Annotated in this window: 17 protein-coding genes; 1 reads left to right on the forward strand and 16 read right to left on the reverse strand. The window is 42.9% G+C overall.

What is annotated here, in order from left to right; genetic code table 11:
- Window position 1: 1 nt before the first annotated feature.
- From AC5RDS_RS13635 to AC5RDS_RS13675, 9 genes are all read right to left on the reverse strand, one after another.
- On the reverse strand, window positions 2–1102 hold the full coding sequence (locus AC5RDS_RS13635) for a TlpA disulfide reductase family protein (protein WP_022160125.1): 1101 nt from the start codon (window positions 1100–1102) through the stop codon (window positions 2–4).
- A gap of 19 nt (window positions 1103–1121) precedes the next feature.
- Entirely contained in the window at window positions 1122–2609 is a 1488-nt protein-coding gene (locus AC5RDS_RS13640; RefSeq protein ID WP_022160126.1) for a PKD-like family lipoprotein, read from the reverse strand.
- A gap of 19 nt (window positions 2610–2628) precedes the next feature.
- Window positions 2629–3330: a DUF4843 domain-containing protein gene (locus AC5RDS_RS13645; protein ID WP_022160127.1), complete on the reverse strand. Its 702-nt coding sequence runs from the start codon at window positions 3328–3330 to the stop codon at window positions 2629–2631.
- 86 nt (window positions 3331–3416) lie between these two features.
- Window positions 3417–4871: a RagB/SusD family nutrient uptake outer membrane protein gene (locus AC5RDS_RS13650; RefSeq protein WP_022160128.1), complete on the reverse strand. Its 1455-nt coding sequence runs from the start codon at window positions 4869–4871 to the stop codon at window positions 3417–3419.
- 32 nt (window positions 4872–4903) lie between these two features.
- Window positions 4904–8290: a SusC/RagA family TonB-linked outer membrane protein gene (locus tag AC5RDS_RS13655; RefSeq protein ID WP_087395410.1), complete on the reverse strand. Its 3387-nt coding sequence runs from the start codon at window positions 8288–8290 to the stop codon at window positions 4904–4906.
- Window positions 8291–8414: 124 nt separating this feature from the next.
- Complete coding sequence (locus AC5RDS_RS13660) at window positions 8415–9593, reverse strand: FecR family protein (protein WP_172720007.1); 1179 nt, start codon at window positions 9591–9593, stop codon at window positions 8415–8417.
- A gap of 89 nt (window positions 9594–9682) precedes the next feature.
- Complete coding sequence (locus AC5RDS_RS13665) at window positions 9683–10240, reverse strand: RNA polymerase sigma factor (RefSeq protein WP_022160132.1); 558 nt, start codon at window positions 10238–10240, stop codon at window positions 9683–9685.
- Window positions 10241–10319: 79 nt separating this feature from the next.
- On the reverse strand, window positions 10320–12512 hold the full coding sequence (locus tag AC5RDS_RS13670; protein ID WP_192921384.1) for a glycoside hydrolase family 20 protein: 2193 nt from the start codon (window positions 12510–12512) through the stop codon (window positions 10320–10322).
- A gap of 10 nt (window positions 12513–12522) precedes the next feature.
- Entirely contained in the window at window positions 12523–13122 is a 600-nt protein-coding gene (locus AC5RDS_RS13675; protein WP_240143344.1) for an RNA polymerase sigma factor, read from the reverse strand.
- Window positions 13123–13332: 210 nt separating this feature from the next.
- On the opposite strand from AC5RDS_RS13675, the gene AC5RDS_RS13680 reads away from it, so the two are divergent.
- Complete coding sequence (locus AC5RDS_RS13680; RefSeq protein ID WP_172720009.1) at window positions 13333–15420, forward strand: M3 family metallopeptidase; 2088 nt, start codon at window positions 13333–13335, stop codon at window positions 15418–15420.
- A gap of 88 nt (window positions 15421–15508) precedes the next feature.
- On the opposite strand, the gene AC5RDS_RS13685 is transcribed toward AC5RDS_RS13680, so the two are convergent.
- The 7 genes from AC5RDS_RS13685 to AC5RDS_RS13715 all read right to left on the reverse strand — a co-directional run bounded on the left by AC5RDS_RS13685 (window position 15509) and on the right by AC5RDS_RS13715 (window position 25912).
- Entirely contained in the window at window positions 15509–15805 is a 297-nt protein-coding gene (locus AC5RDS_RS13685; protein WP_046403536.1) for a hypothetical protein, read from the reverse strand.
- A 193-nt stretch (window positions 15806–15998) separates the two neighbouring features.
- Window positions 15999–16412: a hypothetical protein gene (locus AC5RDS_RS13690; protein WP_022160137.1), complete on the reverse strand. Its 414-nt coding sequence runs from the start codon at window positions 16410–16412 to the stop codon at window positions 15999–16001.
- Window positions 16413–16490: 78 nt separating this feature from the next.
- A complete protein-coding gene (locus AC5RDS_RS13695) occupies window positions 16491–17459 on the reverse strand; it encodes a hypothetical protein (protein WP_022160138.1) in 969 nt (322 codons plus the stop codon).
- A gap of 22 nt (window positions 17460–17481) precedes the next feature.
- A complete protein-coding gene (locus AC5RDS_RS13700) occupies window positions 17482–18948 on the reverse strand; it encodes a RagB/SusD family nutrient uptake outer membrane protein (protein WP_022160139.1) in 1467 nt (488 codons plus the stop codon).
- Window positions 18949–18960: 12 nt separating this feature from the next.
- Window positions 18961–22449, reverse strand: a complete 3489-nt coding sequence (locus AC5RDS_RS13705; protein ID WP_181574420.1) for a SusC/RagA family TonB-linked outer membrane protein — start codon at window positions 22447–22449, stop codon at window positions 18961–18963.
- Between the two features lie 165 nt (window positions 22450–22614).
- Window positions 22615–23775 carry a FecR family protein gene (locus AC5RDS_RS13710; protein ID WP_172721138.1) on the reverse strand — a complete coding sequence of 387 codons (1161 nt, stop codon included), beginning with the start codon at window positions 23773–23775 and terminating at the stop codon, window positions 22615–22617.
- Window positions 23776–24574: 799 nt separating this feature from the next.
- Complete coding sequence (locus AC5RDS_RS13715; protein WP_022159683.1) at window positions 24575–25912, reverse strand: TlpA family protein disulfide reductase; 1338 nt, start codon at window positions 25910–25912, stop codon at window positions 24575–24577.
- Between the last annotated feature and the right edge of the window lie 14 nt (window positions 25913–25926).

Raw genomic sequence — 25926 nt, forward strand, 5'->3', positions numbered from 1 at the left:
CTTATTTGAACAATTTGTTAATATACTCGATCATGGGTTCCCGGCGTAAATCCCTGGCCATGATTTTTCCTTCCGGATCAATCAGATAAATCATCGGAATCCCTTTCACATGGTAATTTTGGGCCACCGGACCACTATAGGCTTTCAAATCGGACACTACCGGCCAAGGCAGGTTATACTCTTTCACATCTTTCTCCCATTTTTCCCGATCCTCATCCATATTAACCGTAAACATTACAAAATTCTTGCCTTTGGTATTTTCGTAAACGGTCTTCAGATAGGGAATCTCCAGCTTACACCAGCCGCACCAGGAAGCACTGAATTCTATCAATACGTATTTTCCCCGGAAATCCGACAATTTATACACCTTCCCGTCAATATCCGATAACGTAAAATCGTATGCCGGCTGTCCGGGCTGCACTTTCTTCTCCTTTTCCCAATTGTCCCGGCACTCAGCCACAAATACATTGGAATTCAGGGAAGCATCGAATCCGGCCAATGCCTTACCCATTTTATCCAAATCCTCCGCAAAATACTCCCATACGTAATGGGGAGCCACCTGACTGGTCGCATAACCGGGCAAAGAAACGATATAATCGAACAACTTGTTATAAGCCTCCTGATAAAGGGGTGTCAATGAATCATATCTGGCGCGGTCGTCTTTAAAGGCTTTGCTCCGTTCATACCTGATCCGACCGAAATTCCGGAACACTTCTGCTCCGTTTTTCTCTATCCTCTGATATTCGTCATTTGTTTTACTGCCGGTGATTTCCACTTGTTTCAGATTATTATAGTCCCCTTTAACCTGTACCTGACTGTTATCCAAGAACATTCCGAAAGACCCCTGCAATTCTCCATCTTCCTTCACCACTACAAAAGCCACCCAATGCGGATCGGTAACTTTTCCCTTGAACACGGCCTTTCCGTCCTTCAACTGAATGGTATCCGTATACCAGGTCGTCGGATGCGGGATACGCTCACTTACATAAATCTGTTCGTTTTTTGCATTTTTCAAATCAATAGTCACTTCATAACCGTCCGGTTTGGAAGTACAGGAACAGATATAAAAAACTGTTACAATCAAAAATAAAAGATTTTTCATCTCTACGCTTATAAAATAATTAATAGGTATCCCACTGATAACCGATCTTATACTTCAAATCCACCACTTTCCCGAACCTGCCATAAAATTCCATGCCATCCACCACTTTTCCCCCGGCAACGACAGAGACATCCAATACCATAAAGTCACTCATCCCCGGATCTTCCGCATTTTCCAGCACAATCCCCAGGCGTTCGTAATTGGTCGGACAAACGGCAATATCCCGGATCGGACGTCCGAAATCATCCCGCAATGTCTTCACCGTATTATCTTTGTGGTTATACACATAAAGGGTATTGCCGGAAGCGATATAAACATACGGACGATTTTGGCAAAAAGCAAATTTTGTCTTTTCATCGATAATTTCGGGCTTTGGAAACACCTCTTCTCCTCTGGAATAGAATCCTTTGGGAGACTGCCATCCCCAAAACAAGAATTTCTGCACATAAATGGTATTGCCTGTATTAGACTTCAAAAATACGACATAATCGTCCTGAGGTGTATCAGTAGCAACCGCAGCTCCATCCAATACGGTTTTACCCATATCAGAAGGATTAAAAAACGATTCCGCAGTGTTATCATCACCGAATTTGTTCAGCGATCCATTACGGAATACCACATAACTGGAACTCAATTTATCAAAACCGATCACTTCATTGGAAAATAACAAATTTCCCCGGGTTGTCCATTGACTCAATTCGTAAGGGAAATCCCCCTGATAAGGAAAATTAGGGAAAAGTCCGTCCTGATACATCGCCCCATTAGAGGCTTCAACATACCGGACATACAATTTCCCGTTGCTGACCAGATAATCATAATTCGACACACAATTCATGCTCATCGGTTTGAAATCCGCCGGCATTCCTCCCACAAACTCCTCTTTGGTCGCCACCATTTTTTTCAAGCTGTTCCCATCCAACTCTACGGAATATTCCGGTCCTTTCTGGCAAGCCACAAACACCTGTCCCACATCTTCCGACCAAGGCGTCCAATGTTCGTATAATCCGACTGCACCGCCTGCCAGATCTGCATCATTGGCCAAACGATAAGCGTCTTCGTAAACGATCTTGTCATTCCTGACCAACGACAGCATAGAAGTCTCCCCCTGATCTGCCAACAACATCCACCCCCTTTCGTACACCGAAGATACAGTCACCCTGAACTGGGTGATGTATTCCACTCCGGTGTCCTCATCCGTAATCACAAACTCCGCATACATATTTGCTTTCACCGGAAGATCTTTCACCTGTTCGGTCAATTCAGCCTTATCGGAAACAGATATCCCGTCCACTTTCCAGGAATAGGTGTAATTTTCCAACTCTCCGTAAGTCCAGGTCACCGACGGGTGAATATCGAAATTTCCTCCGTCATATACCGTATAAAATTTTTCTATACCGGTCACCTCCGGGCCGGATATCCGGATATAGTCATAATGTCCCTTATCCTCATAGCATCCCTCGATCAGCCAGCCAATCGTCAGGATAAAAAATACTATCGATTTTTTCATATTATCTGCACTTTAAAAATTAACCTCTCATTGCTACTCTCATCGGGGTCCCATCTTCATCCGTAGTCGGGTGTTCCTGCAACCAATACTTGAACTTCAAAACATAAGCACGCATCTCCGAATAACTCATCGTCCCGCCATCCCGGTCCAAAGTCATATCGGACACTTTTGTCTCTTCCATAAATAACGTGTATTTTTTCGCCGACCAACTGCCCAATCCGTTCGTTTCATGCCAATCGTCCCACCATGCAGGCTGAGTCAATCTATTCGAAACAATCACCCTGTTTTTCCGGTAAGCGTTCATCCCCGGTTTGAAATCACCGTAGTCGGTCACTTCAAAAACCAATAACAGGTCTTTTGCTTTTACGTTATCGCTTTTGTTCAACTGAATTTCCAGGTATGCGACACTATCATTGGCCAACAAGACCTGTTCCTCATCCGGCATGACAAAATCCACACCGGCTTGGGCGGTACTCTCCTCAGCCCGATACCGGACACCAAACGTCCGGTTTTCTGTAGAAAGGTTGGCGATGCAATTCAATTTCAACTTCACCGTACCAGCCGACATCGTCTGGTCGTACGCAAAAGAGAAGACCGTGCTGTCTTTCGCCGCTTTGGCAAACTGGATGAAATTATCAGAAGAATAATCCGTCACATCCACTTCCGAACAGGAACATAAGATCCCAATAACTCCTATCAATAAGATTATGCTGTTTTTCATACGTTCAATATATTTAAACTTCGTCTACAATCATTCTCGTCTCGGCAAAACTTAAGCAAACCTGGCTTTGCTCTCGACTTAATTGTTTATTTCAGGTTCTTTATGTAATCTTCGGTACGGTTACCGAATTCCACTTCTGTAGCAGGCAACGGCAGGCAAAAAGTAGCAGGACTCACCTCTATCTCATCCAATCCGACCGGCAATCCCAAACGTTTGTACCAATAGAACATCTGCCCTTCGCCCAAAAATTCCCGACGAGCCTCTATAGTCAGTTCTTCCCGGAATTTTTCAGCTGAAATCGTAGCCGATATTTCCGCCCCGATTCCCCGGTTCAGCCTCAGCTCTTCCAACAAGGCAATGGCATTTTCCTTGTCCTGGTCAAAACCGCTTTCAGCCGCAATCAGGAACATTTCGGACAAACGGATCATCGGAATCTTCCCTCCTTTGTCGGATTTCACGTCGGCGTATTTGATAGATACCTCATAACCGGCCTTACCTGCCGTAACCAAATACTGACCTCTGAAATCATCTCCGGAAGGATAAAGTCTCGACACACCATCAATCTCATAGTCTGTAGTTGTACTGGCGTCATAGGAATACCACAAATCATGGATACCGGAATAGTTCAAAGCAAACAGCACCTCATTCTGCATAATGACATCCCGGGTCTTGACCGGAGCACTCAACGCACTCTCGGGAGTGAATTGGAAGTATCCGTCTCGTAAGGCCTGGATCACTTCATTGGCATAGGTATAGGCTTTCGGATCCCCCATATAATGGTACACTCTCGCCAACAACCCGGTCACTGCCCAATAATTCATCCGATAGGCACGCGCGGAAAGGAACACGTTATCCGCATCTGTCACATAATGGTTGTACATGTCCTTAAATTCGTCCTGTACCGCACGGTCTACCGGTTTCAGCAATATCCGGGCCGTATCCAGATCATGTATCAACGCCCGGACAATCTCAGTAGTTTTCTTCTGACGGTATATTTTATCCCCAAAATTATCCGCATAAGGTAAACAAAGGGCTTCTTTATCCACGTTCCACGAGGGAGCAAAGGCCCTCAGCAAGTCGAAATGCAAAAATGCCCTCAATGCCAACACCTCTCCATAAATCAAATTGTATTCTCCTTCCGGGAAAAATGACGGCGACTGCCCTTTCAAACGCTCCAACAGCACATTGCAATTGGCTATGGTATTGTAAGACTTCAACCATAGATTAGAAATCAAGTTTTGGGTGGTTCCATTGTTATAATGGTATTGGGAACATTCATACAAATTATGAGATTTGTCCCAAGAGGCATAATAATATTGGGCCAATACGTCCATAAAACCGAAAGTCATGTGAGTTCCATAGATAGAAGCGTCTGTCATGGCCGTATAAATACCATACACGGCACTTTCGTACCCTTCCGGAGTAGAAAACAGCTTGTCGGCATTGACCTGAGCTTGCGGGGTTACGTCCAACCAATTGTTACAACTGCTGGCAACGGTACAGACAAACAGGGTCACCGCTATTAATATCTTATTTTTCATAATTCTTCTTTCTTATATATTAACAAATCATATCAGAACTGTACCTGTAATCCAAAATTAAACGTCCGGGCAAAGGGATAATCCAACCCTCTCTCCCGCTTCACCGTAGAAATCCGGAACAGATCCTCCATCTGGAAAGTTAGTTTCATCCGTTCCATATACATCTTTTTAATCCATTTTTGAGGGAAAGAATAGGATAGAGACAACGACTTGAATTGCAATACATTTTCATCTTGTACAAACCGTGAAGTAACCTCCGTCCGGTCTCTGGAAGCAATGTCCTTAAAAAAGGTATGATCACCCGGTTTCTGCCATCTGCCTTTCAATACCCTTTCATCCACATTCCGGCTCAAATCAGCATCTTCTACCCGATCCACCAAAGTCTGGTTGTAGACCTGTCCGCCCAACTGATAGAGGAAGCTGACATTCAGGTTAAACCCTTTCCAGTCGGCATTCGCACCAAAAGAACCGGATACTTTCGGCTCGGTATCTCCACATACGACTTTGTTGGCCGCACTCCAATCGTATGTCAGATTGCCATTCAAGTCATAGAACAGTTCCTTACCGTTCATCGGATTGATACCCAACGACCTAACCGCATAAATAGCCGTCGTTGACTGCCCCTCTTTGAACTGCACCAACGGTTTGGCCGTTTCCAAGTCCTCACCCCACCCCTGCTCGTAATTATCCTGTTCGTCATCCACTTTCTTGTTGTAGGATTCCAAAGAATTGGAGATTTTTTTGATTATATTCTTGTTGTGTGCAATGGATCCGAATACGTTGACCACCACATCGTTTTTCCTTAACAGGTATGCTCTGGCGGAAATTTCAAACCCCTTGTTTTCCAATTCGCCTAAATTATCCCGATAGCTTTGAAACCCGGAGGAAAGCGGTAAGGTAATGCTGCTCACTAAATCTTTGGTCCGCTTGAGATAGTAGCTGGCGTTCACCGTAATCAAATCGTTCAGGAAACCGGTTTCTAAGTTGATATCGAGGGTTTTGGTCTTTTCCCACTGCAAATTGGCATTTCCCAATGTACTCATAATGGCTCCCAAACCTCCGGCATACCATTGTCCTTTATAGTAATTGTATACATCCTGAGCCTCATAGGGTTCGAAAGAGGCCTTGCCCAAGCTACCGATATTGGCGGAAACCTTAAAGCGGCTCATCACGCCCTTGCAGCTTTCCCAAAACGATTCGTTGTGGATATTCCAGCCGATACCCAAAGAACCGAAAGGTGCATATCTTTTATCGTTTCCGAATTTAGAAGAACCGTCCAGACGACCGGAGAAATCCAGCATATAGATGTTGTTGTAAGAGTAATTCACATTGAGGAAAGCACCGGCCAAACGCGACACCCCCTCCTCTCCGGACGGTACCTGATCTTTATAAGCGTTACCGAAAGAGATATAGTCCATATTCCCGGCCGGAAAACCAATGACGCTGTAAGATTCATTCTCATAACGGGATTCCTGCATATTGGCTCCTACCACCGCATTGACAAAATGATATCCGAACGCCTGGTTGTAGCTGAATACGGCATTCATCTCCAGATCGGAACTCTTCTGCCACATACTGTAAGCCTCTCCTTTTTTCAGAACTCCGTCTCCCTCTTGATAATCGTAAGTATTGTATTGGGCAGACCGCGGATCGGTAAATTGTTCCTGCTTGTCAGTGCGTTCGGAATAGGCAACCTTGGCTTTTAAGCGGAAATGATCATTGATAAACCAATCGAAATCAAAGTTATCCGTCCATGAGGTATAAGCCGTTTCATCCTTATGGTTCAGGGTCGCTTCATAAAGCGGATTCAGATAACGAGCCGTAGTCGCTACATGAGTGTCATAAGACTCTATCAATTTTCCCTCGTCATCATGCACTCTTTCATAAGGATTGGCTGCCGCATAATCGCGGAACGAACCATAGGGAGATTCTTTGGACTTGACTTTGTCCACGGTCAGTTTGTTCCGGAACAAAAGTTTATTATTCAAATTATAGGATAAAAGGAACCCCACCCCGAAACGATCACGGGAAGATTTTTTCATGACTCCCGGATTGGCCTGATAATTCAAATCGATACCATAGCGGATGCTTTTGTCTCCTCCCTCTACATACAGGGAGTGTTTATGGCCGACAGCCACTTCCAGCGGCTGGGACAACCAATAGGTATCCACCCCGCTTTTGACCCGTTTCAGACGATCGGCATAATCCATTCTCAACTTCTGTTGAGTATCCATATATTCGGATTCATAAAGTCCACCGGCCACCTCCGCTTCCAGCTTTTCCCTGGCATTCAACAGATGATAATCCGATAAATCAGGTGCACTGATAGCCACGTTCAGATTATAAGAAACCCTCAATTGGCCTTCCTGCGGAGCCTTGGTTGTCACGACCACCACTCCGTTGGCAGCTCTTGATCCGTAGATCGCTGTGGCAGAAGCGTCTTTCAAAATCGTCACACTCTCGATACGGTCCATATTCAAGTCGAAGATTTTCTCCACATCCACCTCATATCCGTCCAGAATAAAGGTTGGCAGGTTCGGATCATTTTTCAAATTGGCTTCCGACAGTCCTTCAGCACCAAATCCGGAATTTCCCCGAATCCGGAAATTCGGCATGGAGTTCGGATTAGACCCCATATCCACATTGTCTTTCAAACGGAAAGAGGGATCAAACACCTGTAAAGCACTGAGCAGGTTATTGGAAGAGACTTTTGCCAATTCATCCTTACTCACCACTACGGCATTTCCGGTAAAACTGTCCTTATTTTTAGTAAAATATCCATTTACCACCACTTCTTCCATTTCAGCCACATCTTCCTCCATCACAATATTCAGTACAGGCTGTTTCGTATATTTTACCTCCTGTTTTTTCATTCCGGTAAATGAGAACACCAGAACCATATTTTCCATCTCAGGCAACTGCATTTTAAACTTACCGTCTACATCGGTCGCCACCCCGATGGTAGTACCTTTAATAAAAACGGAAACACCCGGCAGCGGATTGCCTTCCTTGTCTTTAACGGTTCCCTGCAAATCGAGGGCAGTCTGAGGGAGAGCGCTACGGCGGTTGATGACGATGATCTGGTCCAGCAGTTCATAGCGCAAATCCGTCCCCTTCAAGCATTCATCCAAGACCTTGGAGATTTTTGCATCGGTCATCTCGATGGATACCGGTTTCAAGCCATTCAACTGTTCGTTATTATAAACGAAAGTATAACCGCACTGAGCTTCTATAAGTTGAAAGATCTCATGCAAAGCCGTCTCTTTCACCCGGATACTTACCGTGCCGGTTTGTGCGTAAGACATAGCCGATACCTGCATCATACCGGCCCAACAAAGAAATAAAATCAACTTCATTTTTCTCAAAAATTTTCCGGGAATACCCTCTTCCGGATACCACCTTTTTCGATTTTTTTTCATAAATTTGTTTTTAACAGATTAAACACCTTGTTGTTTAATTTAGCCACCGGAAAGGACCAGTTTCCGGTGGCTAGTCTTTTATTAAAATTATAATATTTGCTTTCCTCACGAAATATAGGGACGTTTATTCAGATACGATTACCGTTCGCCCAACCACACTAAAATGTACCAGGTGAGTACGTTCCAAAAATTTCAACACTTCATTAATCGTAGCATGCCGGGGAATATTGCCCGTAAAATGCAAATCTTTTACTGCCGCATTCTGGTAGAAAATTTCAAAATCATACCAACGAGACAAGATCGACATGACCTCTTCCAATCGTTTTTCACGAAATACAAATCTTCCATCCTTCCAGGCAATCTGCTCGTAGACGTCCGATTTCACTATTCTCACCCCTCCCTGATCGACATTAGCTTCAAAACCGGGAGAAAGCGAATAAGCCTTACCGGCGACATTCAATTTTACCGCGCCCTCGACCAAAGTAGTCTTAACCGCCTCATCATAAGCATGTATATTAAATGAAGTACCTAAAACCACGACCTCCACCCGATCTACCTCTACCCGGAAAGGTTTAGCTTTATTTTTAGCCACTTCGAAATACGCTTCACCGGCCAACTTCACCCTTCTTTCATCGCCTACAAAAGTGTTCGGGAATTCGAGTTTCGAATCGGAATTCAACCACACTTTCGTACCATCCGGTAAAATCAGTTGATATTCTCCTCCCCTCGGCACCACGATCCAACTTTTTTCCACCGCTACTGCTTTATCGGCCAACGAATCACCGGGCAATATCATAACTCCATCTTTTTCCTCTTTTAAAACCATCCCCTCGATTCGTTTCTCCTGCTTGTTCCCGGTATTTCCCAAGGCAATCCGTTCACCGCTTTTCAACTCGATATAAGCTTGTTTATATCCCGGACAAATGGTATCCATAGAAATAGCGGCCAATGTCGATTCCTGAGGCTGTGACACCTGAGCCCTGAAATACAACCATACCCCCAGGCATAATCCGAAGAAAACAGCTGCATAACGTGCCACCCGAATATACCACAAACGACGGGAAGAGCCGATACCCGTCTTCCGGCAAATCACTTTCCAATCGGTTTCCGTTTCTTGCCGTTGCCGATATTCCAACTTTGCAAACAATATTTTTTTATCCCTGATTCGCTGAAAAGTTTCCCGATGTTTCGGCGATTCATCCAACCATACCCGCAATTCTTCCTCTTCGGCAACACTAAGGTTGTCTTCCAAATAATTTTTGATCAGGGAAATTTTACGCTCTATTTCATCGTAATTATTCATAACGTCACAGACTTTTAGCTCTTTTAACTATAATACAATTAAAAAGGCCAAGAGAATGACAAGGAAAGTAAAAAAAGAGAAAAAAATTATCACAGTCCCAACAAGACTGTGATAATGAAAAGATTATCTAATTTATTTTTTAATGTTTTTCGGGCCCTGGCTTTATGGGTTTTCACCGTATTCACAGAAATCTGCATGATTTCAGCAATTTCGAAATTATTTTTTCCCTCCATATGGAAATATACCACTTTCCTTTGTTCCTCGGGTAATTTTTCAATTTCTTGTGCAACAATACGATGTACTTCTTCTTCAATCACTGTATCTTCGAACCCCCCTTCTTCTTCCATTTGCAGATACTCCTGAATATATTTTTCCTCGACCCGTTTACTTTTCAAGTAGTTGAAACAGCGGTTACGAACCACTTGATAAAGAAACATTTTCAGGTGTAGTTCAGATTCTATAATCATCCGGCTGTTCCACAAAACAATAAAAGCTTCCTGAACGATATCATGCATTCTTGTCTCTTCTTTTATAATCCGCACCACCCAAAGACATAATGCATGATAATATTTCTCGTAGTATTGCCGAAAAATACGTTCATCTCCCTGTTTAAATAATGTGAACCGATCTTCTTTCTCCTCTACCATAAAATAAAACATCTTACGGCCTACGAAGATAGAACAATATTTTCAACAAACACGCTCTGTTTTTCAAATTTCCTTTTGCCTACTCGATCTTCAAATCCTGTAAAACCAATCGTTCTTCGTATTGAGGTTCGGTAAACACGATACGCAAAGCCTTGATCGGAACCGTACAGATCACTTCACTGTCCCCTTCGGCATCGAACCAGCCGGAACGCATAAAACGCTCTCCATCCGTAGATATTTCGACAATAGCATGGGTAATGATATAATGGCTGGTCTGGTAAGCTCCACTCTTGATCGTTATTTTACGGCAATCCAAAGGTTTTTCGAATTCGAACAAAACGGTATCCCCGTCTTTTACCCGTCGGTTACTCCTGAAAAAAGTTTTTTCGTTTCCATCCGCCAGCAACTGGGCCGGACATTTCGGATGAGCGTCGATAGTCGTTGTCACCTTCATCTCCGGATGCAAGTACTTTTCGATACCGACAGCAATACTTCCCCAATGCGGCGTAAAAAATGTCTTAAACCGATAGTTTTCAGGTTGTTCTGTCTTTATCTCACCGGTATACAACGGAGAGAAACAGGTTGGTTCGTTACCATCGGCCGTGTAACGAATCACTGCCCCAGAGTAAGGAGCCGCTGCGGTCAATACCCCGTTCTGATAAGTAACTTCCGGGAAAGGTACCCGAAAACGAATGCCTTTCTGATACAAGCGCATATAATGACTCCTATCCAGACGTCCCTTGAAATCGGTCCATTCTCTTTGCTCCTGGGGTGTCCATCCGATTTCTGCCGTAACGCACAAACGCGGGAACATCTGATATTCACAATGCCAGGCCGGACGATCCATCATTTCCGACCAGATCGCCCCTTCTACCCCCAGCACATTTTTTCTTTCAGCCGGTTTCAGGCTATCGGGAATCAAGGGATTAAAAGCATATGCTTTCTCTGTAGGCACCATTCCTGCCCAATAATGTCCGCGTTCCAGCGGGGTCTGTCCCATATCGAAATAACAGTATTCCCCAGGCATCATCACCACCGGTAATCCCTTCCGGGCAGCAGCGATACCATGGTCCAGTCCGATCCACGAGAAGACTACCGTACCCGACGGCAGTTCTCCTCCGTCCATAATCTCACTCCAGCCTCCCATTTTCTTCCCTGCAGCTTCGACTAATTCCGCTACCCGGTGGATAAAATAATTCTGTACCTCGGCAGGTTTCTCAAAATGCTTCTCTTTCATCAATCCGGTACACCGGCGACAGTTTTCCCAATACTCCATCTCCACTTCATCCCCTCCGATATGGATATATGGACAAGGAAACAAGCCTGCTACTTCTTGCAGGATATCCCCCAGGATTTCGTATCCCCGTTCATTGGCTGCACACCAGGAATTCTGCGACAACTCGTGCTTCCCGGGATCTATATAATCACAAAGAATTTCAGGATAAGCAGCAGCTACCGCCCGGCTGTGTCCCGGCACTTCGATTTCCGGCATAATCATCACCTGCCGTTTAGCAGCATAACCGACCACTTCCCGGATCTGTTCCTGCGTATAGAAACCGCCATAACGGTAGTATCCCGAACAAAAAGTAGGCTGTAACTTTTCGTTCGGTCCCCTCCATGCACCGGTACGGGTCAGCTCCGGATATTTTTTAATCTCTATCCGCCATCCCTCATCATCCGTCAAATGCCAGTGAAGGACGTTCATCTTGTGCATAGCCAGCCAATCGATACAGTTTTTAATAAAATCTACCGAATAAACCTGACGGCATACATCCAGTGAAAATCCACGCCATCCGAACCGGGGATAATCTTCGATTTGCACTCCGGGAACGGTCCAGCTTACCGGTTGTACTTCAGTCTGAAAGATTTCGACAGGAAGCAATTGCAACAACGTCTGGATACCATAGAATATTCCTTTCTCCGAAGCCCCTTGTATACGTACCCCCTGCCCGGTAACTTCCAACCGATAGGCTTCTTCAGATAATTTCTTCAAGCTCTTATCAAGGCTTAAACGGATAGCCGGCTTGCTTTTCTCCGCTTTACTACTCACTGCTAAACGATACCCCATAGCCGGTTGAAGATAATCTGCCAACAACTCCCCACAAGTTTTCAAATCGTCATTCACCACAATGGAACAGGCGGAAGTGATATCGAACCGGCCATCGGTTTCTACTAATTTCACCGGCTTAGGTATGATATCGATGGCAGCCTCTACATGCCGCAAACTAACACAACCTAAAAACACGACTAACAGAAAAAGATTTCTTATCATAACATTCGAATTAAAGGTGATCATATATTGGATTCTGTTCTCTACATTCAGCACGCAGAAGATAAAAATAAAATATTAATTCTTGCTTATCTTTCAACAGTTCTCTCAATTCCCGCATGCCTTGCTTCAATAAAGTCTTTACTGTATTTACCGACACCCCCAATTCCTCGGCCGCCTCTTTATACATCTTCTCCTGCAACATAACCACCGTAACCACGAGACGGGTTTTATCAGGTAATTTTTCCAAGGCTCCCCGGATCAGTTCCACTGCGGAATCGTCCAAACGTTCGGCCTCTTCCAAAGCGATCTGATAATGAAGAAGATCCAGGCTTTTTACAGGCAATCTCTTCTTCTCGAGCCAGTTGATACAGGCATTTTTCACTACGGTAAACAAAAAAGTACCCAATGCCTCGGGAACGATACCGGCAAAGGTCTGCTTCGACCATAACTTTACCATTTGTTCCTGTACCAAATCTTCTGCACTCTGCAAATCATGCAAATACGATTCGGCAAATACCACTAAGGGTCTGTAATACCTTTCGAACAAGGCATCCATACCGAGCGGTTCTTTTTCCCGAAGTGTTTGCAATATCTTTGAATCTGACAACATGCCGGACATAAATGATGGACAAATATATATAATTTTAACTACAATTTATAATTTTAAAACTAGTGTAAAGCCCGATTCTGGTATAATTTATAGCAAAGCCATTGTTTCCGCTTTATTTTCCCAATAATATAAACTTAGTATAGATTTTGAAGATTAATTTCTATTTTTGCCGTAAACAAAACAGAAATATAAATGAAAACAATAATTTGTATGACGACACTTATCTTATCGATAACTTCGTGTAGCGAAAAGCAGGCCGGCAATCCTTTGTTGGAACATTTCACTACCCCTCATCAAACCCCTCCTTTCGACCGCATCGAAACCCGGCATTACGAACCGGCTTTCGACCAGGCTATCGAGGAAGCCAAGCAAGAAATTAAAGCGATTTCAACTTCGGCAGAAGCTCCGGACTTTGAAAATACCATCGTAGCGCTCGATCAGGCCGGAGAAAAACTGAGTACGATTTCTTCGATTTTTTTCAATCTAAACTCCGCCTGTACCAACGAAGAAATGCAACAGATCGCCCAACGGATTTCACCGAAACTGACTGAATACGGAAACAGTGTATACATGAATCCGGAACTTTTTGCACGGGTGAAAAAAGTATACGAATCCCGGGACCGGCAAAGTCTGACACCGGAACAATCTACTCTTCTGGAAGATACGTGGAAATCCTTTATTAAAGGAGGAGCTAATCTGGAAAACGCAGCCCAGAAAAGATTTCAGGAAATAGCTATGGAGCTATCTCAGCTGGGATTAAAATTCGACGAAAATACCCTGGCCGAAACCAACGGATTCACCCTCCACATTACCGACGAAAAAGATCTGGCAGGTCTTCCTGAAGGAGCGGTCGAAATGGCTGCGATGACGGCAAAAGAAAAAGAATTGGAAGGCTGGCTGTTCACTTTGCATGCCCCCAGTTACATTCCTTTTATGAAATATGCCGACAACCGGGAATTGCGTGAAAAAATGTACCGGGCTTATGCTTCGAGGGGAAACCGGGATAACCAATACGACAACAAAGAGGTGATCCGGAAAATGGTTGCTCTCCGTCTGGAAAAAGCACAACTATTGGGCTATCCGACCTATGCCGAATACGTACTCACCGACCGTATGGCCCAAAACACGGAGATGGTGAATACCTTCCTCGGTCAGCTGCTGGCCGCTTCTCATCCTCATGCCCTGGCCGAAAAACAGGAAGTAGAAGAATTTGCCCGGCGTCAGGGATTTAAAGGCGAATTACAACGCTGGGATTGGGCCTATTATTCCAATAAATTAAAACAGGAAAAATACGCGCTCGACGACGAAATGCTAAAACCCTATTTTAAACTGGAAAATGTACAGCAGGGGGTATTCGGATTAGCCAACAAATTGTATGGCCTTACTTTTAAAGAAGTGGACAATATCGCCAAATACCATGAAGATGTAAAAACCTTCGAAGTATACGACCGGGACGGCCGTTTTCTTGCCGTTCTCTATACGGACTTTTTCCCACGCGAAAGCAAAGGCGGTGGTGCCTGGATGACCGAATTCAGAGGCCAGCATAAAAAAGACGGGCAGGACGTACGGCCGCTGGTTTCTCTGGTGATGAACTTTACCAAACCGACAGCCAGCAAACCTTCCCTACTGACCTTCGACGAAGTGACCACTTTCCTGCACGAGTTCGGACACTCCCTTCACGGGATGTTATCCCAATGTACCTATAATTCGACCGGAGGGACCAATGTCTACCGGGATTTTGTCGAGTTACCTTCTCAGATTATGGAAAATTGGGCACTTGAAAAAGAGTGGCTGGATACCTGGGCCGTACATTACCAGACCGGAGAGAAAATTCCCCAGGAATATATCACTAAGATCCACGAAGCAGCCAACTTCCAGAGTGGTTACCAAAACGACCGCCAATTGAGTTTCGGCCTGGTCGACATGGCCTGGCATTCGGTCACCTCTCCTGTCAACGGTTCTATCCAGGCATTCGAAAATCAGGCAATGGCTCCGACCGAATCCTTTCCGCCCGTAGACAGCAGCTGTTTTTCTACCGGTTTCGGCCATATCTTCGGAGGAGGTTATGCTGCCGGCTACTACAGCTATAAATGGGCGGAAGTGTTGGATGCAGATGCTTTCTCGGTTTTCAAACAACAAGGTATTTACGACCAGGCTACCGCCGAATCTTTCCGGAAAAATATCCTGGAAAAAGGCGGTTCCGAACACCCGATGATACTTTATAAACGCTTCCGGGGCCAGGAACCGACCATCGACGCATTGCTGGAACGAAGCGGACTGAAAAGTAAATCAGAATAGGACCTTCCACTCTAAAATCAAGTACAAACTTGCTAACAGCAATATAGATATCCGACAAAATAAATAAGTGAAACCAGTCTATCTGATTTCACTTATTTTCTAAAAGGGAATTCAGGTATTCGGGAGTTATTTCAGAAATAGTTACTTTTTTGCCTTGTTCTTTCAACCGTTGAATTTGCAGATTCGTCTTCTGCAAATTCTCCGATAAAGATCTGAAAACCCTTTCAGAAACCTGAATCTCCTGCGCATTTGTCAAATCACACACGTAGGCATCGTCCACCACTTTCACATGACTATAAAAACGATACAAAGCCACAAACATCTGAGCCGAATCTTCGGCAGTTACCGAAGCTTGAATTTGAGTCCCCGGAAGAAATTTCGACATATCGACGTCTAAAAACTTGTTTGTTTTGACGTATTGTTGGCGTAAATTGATCGAACTAGTCCTTTGCTTCTTATCCTGCTCATGCGAACACGATACAAACAAAACAAAACCAAGTAGATATCCTAAATAATTTCCCGACATTTTATAAAAATAGATTAAAACGTATCAATCAATTCTATTAGAGACAAAAAAGTCAATACGGTGCCCATGTCGCGACAAAACCTACATTTATATTACCCTCTCGTTCATAATATGAGGCATCAAATTTAAAAACCCACAGAAAAGGCAATTCATGCTCGGGAACGTCAACATAAAATGGAGTTCCCATCGTATGCTGATAAGGAGGTAAAACAATATACTCTTCACCCTTTTGCAATTGTAAACATTCATAGAATGCAATAACTGGAATAGAACTATTATTCCCTATCGACACACTAATATAATTATTTCCCCAAAAAGTAAAAGTTTTACTCCCTGACGGGACACCCATAATAGTGGTTCCGAACGAAGTCTCAACTCTTGCTGTACTCGTGGTAAAAGAACTTAAAATTAAAGAAATAGCAATGACACTAATCATCGATCTTAATTTCTGAATTGTACTTTTCATAATCCATTTGGTTTAGGGAATGATCTTCCTTCAAATAATAGAGGAGGAAGATCATTCAATGTAATAATAAATTATTTATTATTCTTCCTCATCATCTTCTACAGGAGGAGGTAAAGTTGCTTTGTACTCATTGTATTTCTGACGGAATTTATTTCCAGCTGCCTGTATATCCCAATTATATTTTTTAAAGAATTCGACAATAACTTTATATTTAGCAGTTCTGGCTATACTATTGTCTAAATAATCCTTTTTGATGTTATCATAAGATTCCATAACTAAAAGACTAAGCCAATCTCCAAAATCTGTTGTAAATTTTCCAGAACCGGCTCCAGACAGGAATCCTCCGTTTTTACATAATTCATCGATTGCTTTATCATATTTTTCTTCATCACCGTCTTTTTGATATTGCTCTCTGATATTATCATAAGCTTCCCCATTATCATAAGCTTTTCCAGCCAATACAAATTCTTTGATCGGTTCATCGAAACGCTGAGCGATCATTGTCCCGAAATTTTTCCAAATCAAACCCGAAATCAGAGAATCCTGATAATAATAATCCGGGTTAGCCTCTTTAGTGACAGGCAAAGCTCCCTCCATTTGGTTCGGCCAACACAGTACAAACCGACTTCTTCCTAATTGTGCATAATCAGCCGCCCACCAACTACCATTATAGGTTTTTACAAAAAATAATTCCAACGGGAAATAAGCTTTTGCAAACTCTTTGGAAACATTGCTCAATAAGGTCTGAGAAAAAATAATCGCATTTTCACGACAAGTATCATCGATCATTGTAGCTCCCATACGGTTATTAACATCTTCATACAAATAAGCATTGGTCACTTCATGCCAATCTGTGAAATCCATTCTCACCCAAAGGCCATAATCGTTATACATTTCTTTTACCCGCGCGTCAGCATCAGCAGCAGGGGAAAACATTTCCGGAATTCCCAGACTTTCAGAAGGTTTTAGGTCATCTTCATCGCTACAACTTACCAGACTGAAGGTAGCTAACATCACCATAATTTTAAATATACCATTCATTTTCATAATCGTTCGTTTTACAATTTAACTAATCTCTTGGATTCAAAGGCATATTTGGGCTGGCATTCTGTTCCGAAATCGGAATTTGCAAGACATACCGCAAATCGCCTTGTTTCAAAACATATTCTGTTCCATTTTTATAAGCATGCCTGATCTCCGGTTTTCCGAGACGCCTCAGATCAAACCAACGCAATCCTGCATCAAAAGCAGTTTCCAAGCGACGCTCCTCCAAAATTCGCTTCAATAAATCTTCATTTGTCTTAAAATCACTCTCTTTTAAAGCAACATAATCTTTCGTACGAATCCTGCTTTTCAGCAATTCGTTCAAATCAGCAATGGCTTTACCAGGCTCCGGTTTTTCTTTCTTCATATAAGCTTCTGCCCGAGTGACATACATCTCACTCAATTCAATACCGACATAATAACAAGGTGTCCCCTGATATCCATAAAAATGGTATACCGTCGGTCCTGTTGCTGCACTATTGGGATCTGTCAGATCGAGGAACGAATCAAATATATAACGACGATAATCGAGAATTGTATCATTACGACTACACAATTCAAGCAGAGAAGGATCCGGAGCCCCCATATAACTATCGTAATAAAACATATTCCCATTGGCTTTTCCACCTACCCAAAACAAAATTTCTTTAGTGTAATCGGTATCGGTGAAACCGTAATCTCCACCGAAAGCATACCGATTTCCTTCTTCATCGATATAAGATTGCAAATTGTTCATATCGAACAAAGATTTTGTATTCATCACATCTGTAGCAGCACTGATGGCTTTCTCCCACTCTCCCATAAATAAGTAGACCCGAGCTTTAAAAGCTTGCAATGAGGTGTAATTAAACCGATAATCGGATTTAGCCATTTTTCCTGACAACAGTGTAGTGGCATTATCTAAATCCTGATTAATCTGTTCCCACACCACCTTTACAGGTTCGCGCACATTATTTTGGGAGGTCATCTGTACATCTTCTGCGGTCAAAGGCATAGGCACACCGGGTTTATCCATATTCTCGGGTGCATAATTTTCAGCATACAGGTTTATCAGATAAAAATAAGCATAAGCTCTCAAAGCATAGGCTTCTCCCTTCACAATTTCATACAATTCTTTTTCTGCTTCGGCAGGAATACGCTTCTCAAAATCATCCAATACCGAATTGGCATAAAAGATGGTTTTGTACAAAGTACCCCAATAAGGATCTGTTGTTGCCGTAGGCAACTCATGAGTAGAAGCCCAAACAAAAAAAGGTTCGTTAGATTTATCGATACCATACATTGTATTAAGGTTTGCATATACATTATCGGTTGAATATTCTGTCTTCATAAAAAATTCAGACTTGGGATAACCTCCGATAAGCAAGGATTCAAAATCCTCTATGGAAACAGGTATCATACTATTGACCGGTTTGATATCCAATAGATTATTACATCCTACAAAAGCCAGTAATAACGGAAATATCAAAATGGAATATAATAATTTTCTCATAATTACACGATTTTAAAATTGTAAGGATACTGAAAATGAATAAGAACGAGGTATTGGCAAATAAGTATTTCCAAAAGAAACATTAGCCGTACGTGCATCCGAATATTTCATCTGGGAACCCGTAGCTTCCGGATCCTGCCCTTTCAGTTTACGGTTATGCCAAGCATGCAGATTGTTTCCCTGAATCATGAAACGAATATTCTGAATCCCCTTAGCTCTCATCTTATCTGAAAATAAATCATAACTCAATGATAAGTTTTGCAAGCGGACAAAGTCACCTTTCACTGTTCTCAAATCGCTATTATCATACATCTTAGCATTATAAGGACTTCCTCCGGTTACTTCAGGCGCCCATTCATCTGTTTCCAATACGGGAACATCCGTATGAACTTCGTCTCCGGGTTTCCTCCAACGATTCGCCCATTCTTTAGACATATTTTTGGTAGGATCAGGGAAACCGAAAGCATATCCTTCACTCAGATTCCGTAAACGAATCACATTACCGAAACTACCGATGAATAAAGCCGACAAGGTGAAGTTTTTATAATAAAAGCTGTTGGTAAAACCTCCCTGTAAAAGCGGTTGGGTCGTTCCGGAATATTTTAACCCTTCCACTTTATTCATTCCATACAATACTTTTTCATCTTTATCATTATAAAAAGTCGCCCGTCCATCTTCATTCAGTCCGGCATAACGATAGGACCACAAACCGTTAATCGGTTTTCCGATAACAGCTGCCGACTCATAACTTGATCGGTTAGCATTCGTTAAAGTTCCTACTGTCGGTTTCGAATATACATCCGTCACTTCATTTTTATTGTATCCGAAATTCAAATTGGTCGTCCAACGGAACTGGTCTGTATCGATATTGATCGTATTGATAGAAAATTCTACCCCGCTATTTTTCATTGCCGCCCAATTGACAGAAACTGTATTAAAACCGGTAACCTGGGATACTTCTTTCGTACCTAACAAATCCACTCCTTTTTTATAGTAATATTCAAGAGTACCGTAGATTCTCCGTTTCAAAAATCCGAATTCCAAAGCAATATTGGATGTATAATTTTTTTCCCACTTCAAACCCGGATTTTTCGGGGCACTAATGGTCAGATAACCTTCGGGATTTATCCCATCGGAAGTAGCCACTCGAGTTATCAGATCAGAATAAGCCTGTGAAGCAACATTTCCCTGACTACCATAAGAGCCGCGCAAAGTAAGATAACTTAGCCATTCTTTATCTTTCAGGAAATTCTCTTCTTTCATCTGATAATTGAATCCCACCGACCACAAAGGTTGGAATAAATCGTTGGTTTTAATACCGAAACGATTAGAGCCATCCGTACGTGCATTGACACTAATTGTATAACGATTCATCAATGTATACCCTAACGCTCCAAAATAAGAAACAGCAGCTGTACGATCAAGATTTTCATTCCAATAAGGGGTACCTACATGTTTTATCAAGTCCCATTGCGGCACCATTTGATGTCCCCGTTCATGCGTATACCCATAAACGGTATTTTTCAATTCTTCCCGTTTAGAAGTACGGATTTCCGCACCGATCATAATATCGATCCGGTGGATATCTTTAATCATGGGCATATAAGAGAGCTGATTCCGGAAAGTAATCGAACTGGCATTTACATCATTATCTCCCCGATATCCTCCATCTTTCCAAATATACACCGGATAATATCCATCCAGCTGATATACGTTTTCTTTTCTTTGTCTTACAAAATAACTATCTGAGGTTGCAACATCCGTATCTCTTGTGTTTTGTTTGTTAAAAGAAAACAAACTGGTAAATATCAGATCGGGGAACAATCGCCACTCAAAATCCAAATTACCGGTCACTCCGAAATTCTTAGAGTTTCTCCAACCTTTATCCCGATTTTCCAAGAAATTGTATTTCACACCGTTATAATACATATAATTATAATCACCGTTTTCGTCATAAGCTTTTTGAGCACGGGTCGTATAAATAGCCCATTCATAAGGATTTTCCCATGAGTCAACAGCAAAAAAACTTTTATTATCCCGCATCGAAGCATTCAAAGAAGCACCTAAACGGATATTCTCCCTGAGGTAAGTATTCACCTTTACCAAACCGGTATAAACCTGCTGTCCTACTTCCTTGGCCGTATGTTGTTCGTCCATATAACTACCGGAGACATAAAAAGTAGTCTTTTCATTACCCCCCGAAATACTCAAGCTATGCCGATGAGTAATAGCATTTCGGAATAAATATTTAAACCAATCGGTATTCACCGTTTCCAGTTCCTTTACTTTATCTTCAAATTGGCTCCAGGTCAATTTACGATCGTGTACATCTACAAAATAGCGTTCAAAATCCGAGCAAGTACCGTATTCATTGGCTTTAGCAGAAGAAGTATTCAACACTCCTCTTTGGATCATCTCCATATTGACGTCGATCCGTTCCTTGGAATTCATCATATAAGCATCTTTCAGTTCCGGACGCATCCCTACATGTACACTCCCGTTATAGGTTATTCGGGTTTTACCCACATTTCCTTTCTTCGAAGTGATCACAATCACACCGTTAGCGGCCCGAGTACCGTAAATAGCAGTAGCAGCAGCATCTTTCAGTACGCTGATGGATTCGATATCGTCGACATTTACGCCGCCGATACCGGAAGCGATCAGGTTACGGTTAGTCAGTATATCATCCACCGTCGCGTCTACCGGATCATCCAGAATCACACCGTCTACCACCCACAAAGGCTGTACATTCCCGCTGATAGTCGACGTACCCCGGATTCGGATCTGAGGCACAGCACCCGGAGCTCCGGAAGTGCTCATAATGGTCATACCGGGTACTTGTCCTTGCAAAAGTTTATCGATATTCGGTTGATTCACCGTTTTCAGGGTTTCCATATCTACGGTAGTAATGGAAGAAGTCAGTTTCCGGCGCTCGATTTTCTGGTAACCGGTGACAACTACTTCATCCATTTCGCTCAGCTCTTCTTCGAGGACGACATCGAGTTCTTTTTGTCCGGCATAATTCACCTCCTTCGTTTTCATACCGATAAAAGAGAAGCTCAGGACCATTCCATCGATTTTAGGAATTTCTAATTTATAAGTCCCGTTTACATCAGTTGCAACTCCCAAAGAAGTTCCTTTCACAAGCACCGAAACACCCGGCAGGGGGTTACCGGCTTTATCCGTCACTTTCCCGGATAAGACTATACTGTTCTGCTGAGCAGCAGCGGCTTTAAAAATGGTGATAAACTCTGCATTTTTTTCGAAAGTCAATCCTTTATCCGCCAGAATTTCTCTCAACACATTGTCTAAAGTCACATTTTCAAAGGTAGCTTTCACCTTTGCATTTTTATCCAGCATATCGTCACTGTACATGACGATACAGCCGGTTTGCTTCCGGATTTCTTCGAACAGGTGCTTATAGGTCGTTTCTCCCAGTTTTACATTCACCCGATATTGTGAAAGTACACTGGCACGACCACCTAAAACAAATAAGCACACAAAAATTACGGTTAAACGCATAACTAAAAAAGTGTTTCGAAGCACATTTCCTATCGGTTTTGTGCCCATACAACGATTTTTTTCCATAAATTTGTAAACATATTTTTATTAAACATCAATCAGAGGGTCGGTTAGTGGTTACGACACCAGCCGGCTCTTTTTATCTTATCGGTTATAAACCCTGACCACATTTTCCTTGACTTCAAAGCGCACATCCGAAGTCTTCTCGATAAAGTCGAGCATAAACTGCAGGCTATTATTCCGTTTGATCGCTCCGGTAAATTTTTTCTGCCCGCTAGCTGCATGGATAAAAAAGAAATCCACATCATACCAGCGACTTAATTCGACAGCCAGATCCTCGAGTTTCATCCCTTCGAAATCGAAAAGGCCGTCTTTCCAGGAAGCGTAACGACCGGCATTTACCTCCCTGCAATTCATTTCTTTAGAGACATTGTCCACTTGTACTTGCTGCCCCGGTTTTATATATTGATTCCGGCCGGCAGCTTCCACCACAACAGCTCCTTTCAATAGGGTGATTTCAGTGTGTCGTTCGTCCGGATAGGCCATAACATTGAAGGAAGTTCCCAACACCGTTGTCTGTGCGTTAGGAGTATGCACGATAAAAGGCCGGAGCGAATCCTTTACCACCTCGAAAAAAGCTTCTCCGGTAATAAATACTTCCCGTTTGTCCGGTCCGAAAACAACCGGATATTTGATCTCGCTTTCGGCATTAATCCACACTTTCGTACCGTCGGACAAGGTCATAACGTATTCTCCGGCACGTGGAACACTTAACAAATGGTATTCCAACGCCTTTACTATAGTATCTTTAGCCCGGTACACTAAACCGGCCATCGAATCCCCGGTTACCTGTACAATTCCTAAATCCTTATCGACCGCACTCCCCGAGACCAGTTCGACCTGTTTTCCGTCTGCTAAAGTCAGGATTGCTTTTTTCTCCTCGCTATTTATTTGTTCAACAACCTTTTGTGGGCATACTTCCGGCTGTTTATCGGAATGCAACAGCCAATAAGCCCCGATACAAATCAAAAAAAGTGCAGCCACCCCGGACAATAGTTTTCTTTTTCTGAAAACTATCGTTTTTCTATCGTTTTGTCCCTTGACCTGCTTTATTGCCCGGGATACATCGATCTTCTTCCATTCCCCGGCATAATATAGCCGATAATAAACAGCACAATATTTCCGGTAAATTTCTAAATGCCCTTCATTCTCTTCCAGCCAGCAACGTACTGCCCGTTCCTGTTCATCCGTCGCCTTTCCCTGCAATAGCAATGGAATCAATGATATAATCTCTTCCTCTCCCATTAAAAACGATCAATTCTTTGGACGAAGAAAACGGATAAAACAGAATAAACGGATAAAACTGCCGGATGGTAAAATGAGGAACGTATTTTCGATATAAAAGATTGATCAAAAAGAATTTAAGATAGTGGGCTATAATCGGGAAAAGGAAGTATAAATCCAAAATAATATACGAACGATTCTCCATATTTTAACAATAAAAAACGATCGTTTTTTATTGTCTCTATAAGAGAAACAGATTTTTTGTAAAGAAGGGTGAATGAAGAAGATATTTTTTTCTATTTTTAGGAAATAGTACACAGTTATCAGAGATAACTTTTAGAAATATTATACGGTTCAGTAAATTTATAGGTAGATTTATTTCGTTGCTTATTCGTCTCCGGTGATCGGAATTGGCGACCCGGTCTTGATTTGAGAAATAACATTCTATCTGGAAATAATCCGGATGATCCGGTTTCTTATTGCTGTAAATTTCTGTTTGTTTTTCTTTGCCGGTTAGCTCTGCCGTTAGATGAAGGGTTTTATGCCGGAAGACCATTGGAGCGGGAACGAGTGTCCGGTTAGGGTTTCCGAACGCCCGACCGGTGGTGTCTGACGAACGCAGTGAGGAGTTCCGCCGGTCAGTGAAGGAAAGCCTTAACGGACCGGTCCAGGCGAACCGGTCTGACGGCATAAAAACCGAAATCGGAATAGAAAGAAAAAAATTAAACCTACATTTTTTAACTCATAAAATCAGGCAAAAACCAAACGATAGACTTTTACCTGCTTAAGATGCCTTGGTCCGATAACCGGCTACTTTTGCTTATGCTTTTGAAAGTGAATCCAGCAGCGTAATAATTTCCGTAGAAGACGGTCGGGGAGCATAGGCATCGATGATCTTCTGCTCTTTATCCACCAAAATAAAACGGGGAATATAAAACAACTGCCATCCCTCTGCCAACTCCATATCGACAGAATTATATTGTGTCAACGGACTATTTTTGTGAGCGATATAGCTTTCCCAGGCTTCTTTCTGCTCATCCCGGGAAATCTGTAAAAATTCGATATCCGGATATTTCTCACTCAGGGCTGTAAAAGCCGGTGACTCTTGTATACAAGGTCCACACCAGGTAGCCCATAAATCGATATAAATCAACTTACCTCTGAAATCACTCAATTTCTTCTCATTCCCATCCACATCCGTCATTTTAAAATCAGGTGCCGGTTGACCGGGTAATAAACGGGCCGCTTGTTCCAGCTTCTTTTGCAACTCTACAGCAAAATCGGCCTGTTGCATCCGATTACCGACCGTGCGGATATCGTCGACAACCTGTAAGTTCAGATCATGTCTTAAAGCCGATACCTTCTCAAACCCCTGATACAATTCCTCACAACGGGGACTCATCCGATAATCTTCAAAATAACTTCTGTATTCCGGATCTTCCCGGTAAAACAGAATATTCCGCACGACAGCCACCTCCAGAAAGCGGTCTTCGTTCAAGTAGTTCAATTTCTCTTTTACCTCAGACAAAGCTTCTGCGCGATAAGTCTTTTGTAACTCCCTGGTTTCCTCCCTGCTTTTCCCCCGAAATTCATCGGCATACGATGCATAATACAAATAACTATTGATCACATCGGCATAGATACGTCCTTTTTCCAACGCTTTAAATTCCTCAGATACATTTTGCAAAGCCTCCAGCTGTTTTTCCCTTACTTGCGCCAGCGAACCGATCAGTTTCCGGGTTTCACGGAAATCGGCCTTTACATTCGATCCCCCTTCCAGATAAGACCCTCCTTTGGGAAATAATCGCTCTTTCATATAGGTATTTGCCTCGGCACCCACTCCCTCAAAACGGGCCTGCCGGTTGTCGGTCGTGATATACATCTTCAGCTCATCGCCGGGAGTCAGGTAAAGCGTATTCCGGCTAATCGAGTAATATTCCGGTTTTTCCAATGGTAAAACCGTATCGAAATGTCCTTCCGCATCGGTATACAAGATGATATCACGGCTATCTCCTATCAAAGAAGCTGCGCCATCATACCGCATAATCACACCGGCACGTCCCATGTCGACCAATTGCCCGCTCAAGTGAACCGTATTCTTCACCGGTTGCTGACAACCGCAAAGACAGACAATCCCTAAAATTAATCCGTATTTCATAAATGCTGAGTTAA

Source organism: Odoribacter sp. (assembly GCF_985060555.1).